Annotated in this window: 3 protein-coding genes; all 3 read right to left on the bottom strand. The window is 44.1% G+C overall.

Going from position 1 to position 3,360, the window contains the following annotated elements; all coding sequences use genetic code 11:
* Positions 1-403: 403 nt before the first annotated feature.
* Positions 404-1,255 carry a DUF1214 domain-containing protein gene (locus JWH17_RS22940; RefSeq protein ID WP_205225033.1) on the bottom strand — a complete coding sequence of 284 codons (852 nt, stop codon included), beginning with the start codon at positions 1,253-1,255 and terminating at the stop codon, positions 404-406.
* 125 nt (positions 1,256-1,380) lie between these two features.
* The gene (locus tag JWH17_RS22935) at positions 1,381-1,911 is read right to left on the bottom strand and encodes a transporter suffix domain-containing protein (protein WP_205225032.1); all 531 of its coding nucleotides are present in this window, start codon (positions 1,909-1,911) and stop codon (positions 1,381-1,383) included.
* A 155-nt stretch (positions 1,912-2,066) separates the two neighbouring features.
* On the bottom strand, positions 2,067-3,360 hold a 1,294-nt coding region (locus tag JWH17_RS22930; protein WP_205225031.1), incomplete at its 5' end, for a ligand-gated ion channel.

The following is a 3,360-nucleotide window of genomic DNA, read 5'->3' as shown; positions in this document are numbered from 1 at the left end:
AAGCGGCCTCTGACTCCGCTCAGTTCGGAGATAAATCTTGACTTACAAGGATATAATGAGAAAAATTAGCTGTAGGTAACCATCTAAATCAACAGGAAAAAACAGGGTTGTTACGTATACAAACTGTGAAGGTGGGATTTTTCCGGTATGCTCGATGGGTCAAATCGAAGTTCAAACCCAAACGGTAACTGCACAGGAATTATGTTGCGAGGTTGCTTAAATGGTTAACATTGGCAATAATAGGCTTTATCATTGTGTGTTCCTGCTGACTAACAAAAGGCACCTCTAATCAGTTTATTTACGGAAACAAATACCTTCTGGTTAGCAATACTAAAGCTGTAAATCAGTCATGCTTCCTTTGTTGTCGACTGATCTACAGCGTTTGACGGAGCCAATATCTGATTTATCTGTTTTTCTCAATATCAGGTAAAATCCAACTGCGATCCATGAAAGCTTTTTTGGGCGAATAAAGACGAAAATATGGAAACCACGCCTTACCTGGTACAGTTGGAATCCAGTTCTTCTGCTTGCCCTTGGGCGCATCCGGCCCCATATAAATATCTACTGAGCCGTCCGCATTCTTGATCAGGTCCATGCGCGAGGACCGGTCGGCGATCTTCTGCTCGTTCTGCAGAAGGCACCGGGTAGCAACATCATAGAGGGTGATGGACCAGAAAGTTTCCGCCGGGGCATCGGGTGGAACGTGCAGGACATAATTCCTGCCGCCGTCGAGCCAGTCACCGCCCTTGTCTTTGTTGGAGGCCATATAGACCTGTCCCTTACCGGTGCGTTGGCCGTGCATGGCTGCATTGTTAGTCACCGCTTCGTAGAACCAGGCGGCACGCTCGTCGAGCTGGTCATAGTTCTCGGCTTTCTGGTCGGGGAAGGCCACCGTGGCGAAATACCAATGGGATCCTTTAACGTACTTTCCGGTCTTCAAGCGCTTGGCAAAGTTGTTTGCCTTGGCCATGCTCTCTCCCACGAGCGCTGCGTCGGTAAGAATTTTCTGTTGGCGTTCGGTTGGCTGGAATGGCTTGCCTTTTTCGATGCCGAGTTCTTTTAACATGGCCATGAAGAAACGATCACGCTCGAATACAGGCTCGCGGTTGACGACATCCGCCAGTCGTTCCCAATATTCCATTCCACGTGGATGTGCTGCCAGCCAGTGTTTTCCGCCAGGGGTAATGTAGCCGCGCGGACGCGGATTTTTGCGCTCGGCCCAAGGGTAAATCTCGATCTTCTTCAGTTGTTTCATTCTTTCATCGCGGTCTGTCGACATCAGGCGGTTACTGCCCCCAAAGCCATTGCTTGAGGGTCATTTTTAGGAATGGTGAATTTGCTACCCCTAATTACCATGAATACAAGAGAATAATGCCAGCCTCATAAACCTTCTTCATGATCGTTGGAAACAGTGACAATAGCCTTATGGATAAAAAGTGATTGTAGTTTTTCCCAAAAATTGCCGCCAAGAAGGAATAGGCCCACTAACAATAAAAAATCTCCAGCAATCGCATTAATTATTCGATATTCCCCGAAACCAGGCCAATAATATTCGATGTAAGGAGAAAGAAAGGAATAAAACAACGGGACTGTGAACATGATCAAGCCAATCCTGTACCGCGTAACGCTGACGCCCCGTGATGGAGTATACAATTTAAAAAAGCTAAACACTTTTAGCTTGATATAGGCAAAACCATCTTTCCCTGCAATTGCGGCAGCTGTTATCATCATTACTTCGGCCACCACAAACATGAACCCTGTAACCGCAGCGACTGATTTATTGGAAAATCCAATAAATGGTAAAACAGGTATAAGGACAGGCCAAGTAATACTGAGTATGAAAACGGTAAATCCTATTTTTATTCTCCACCCAGCTCCTGCTGAAGAGTCTTTAACAGATTCGATTTTCATAAAGCCTTACCTTCGTTTTTAAATTAATGGTATAAAAACATAGAAAAAAAGCTCTTTGAAACAAGATAGCAACACTTTACCAAGTCTAATCAGCACACCTTTAACTATTAATTCAAAAGAACACACAGATTAATGTTTAGTACTATCGAAAGTGTCTACATTTTATAGGTCACTTTTATGTATTCATAAAGGGCGAGAAATATATATAGTAGTGGATAGGTTACAAGAACAATATAATCAACTTTGGATGCTATGTCTTTACGCCCTCTAGCTTCTAGACGTTTCTGGCAAACAGTTATCAAAACAACGCAAGCTGCACAGCAAAAGCTGTTGACAATCACTCGATCAAGCAAGGTCAGATAACAAAGGCGTGGAAGATCATTCGATATCGTAAAATTAAAGGCCACAAACACTAGAAGATTACCGCTGGCTACTTCAAGTTGACGTCCGTAATCTTTCAGAAAAAAAATAACCCATGATACGGATATAATCAGAAGCAAGGGAAACATGATTCTATAAATATAAAAGTTCAAATGGCGCTTTACTTCCATCACCATAGTAAACCTTGATTTTTTAAAACCTTTTGTGAAAGGGACGGATTCTACTTTTTGTTCATAAAAAATGACAGACCACTCTTCCTCCCCAAGCGCATCACCTAGGGCATTATCAGATCGTTCAATACCCTCAAACATAAAAATTTCAGTTGGGTGGGAGAGATCGATGCGAATGTTGAAGCGTTGACGATCAAAAGGGTAAGCCCTAAAATCAAAACCAGGTGCCTGAAGGGTCACGGTGAACCTTTCACTGTATGTTACTCGGCCCGATGGTTCCAAAAGAACCATCTCCCCTTGTGACCAACGTTTTCCCTGTTGGTTAAAAAAAGTGAAAGAGGGGAGCAAAATGTCATTTTTTGAAGCATATGCCTTGAGGTCACTTAGTTCCATTTTTTTGACGGCGCATTTACAACTGTCAGGGCTAAAGGCCAGATTCGGATCGGTCCACATAAGAGCCAGTGAACCGACGACAGTGAACTTTTCACTCCGTTGATCGACATCTGCTATTTGGTCAACAGCTAAACCGATCTTGACATTTTGACTCTCCTCAAGGACCGGCAGACCTTTAGCTCTTGCTCCCCCTTCATTTACCTCAGGAGCATTAATTCCCACAGAGACTTGGTAGTCTGCCGCTTCCGGCATGGTATCAATTACAGAGCCGTCAATATACAAACGCATACCTTGCCTTTCCTCTCGACATTGATAACTCAAGGTGATAACATCGTTTTCTTTGTCATGATTGCCGAAAACCAGTGGTTTCGTGCCAAATGAGTATTCCAGAGCAATCCGGCCACTGATTCCAGGGGATTCCGGCCGGTGATTCCATTTCATTCCGGCCACCCATTCCAATTGATTCCGGCCAGGGATTCCATTCGATTCCGGCCATCGTTTTCGG

This window comes from Desulfogranum marinum (assembly GCF_016918565.1).
Classification (GTDB): domain Bacteria; phylum Desulfobacterota; class Desulfobulbia; order Desulfobulbales; family Desulfobulbaceae; genus Desulfogranum; species Desulfogranum marinum.
This window is presented reverse-complemented; position numbering and strand designations above follow the sequence as displayed.

Excerpts from the sequence above, each read along its gene's own strand:
- JWH17_RS22935 (WP_205225032.1), bottom strand. The coding sequence starts at position 1,911 with ATGAAAATCGAATCTGTTAAAGACTCTTCAGCAGGAGCTGGGTGGAGA.
- JWH17_RS22940 (WP_205225033.1), bottom strand. The coding sequence starts at position 1,255 with ATGAAACAACTGAAGAAGATCGAGATTTACCCTTGGGCCGAGCGCAAA.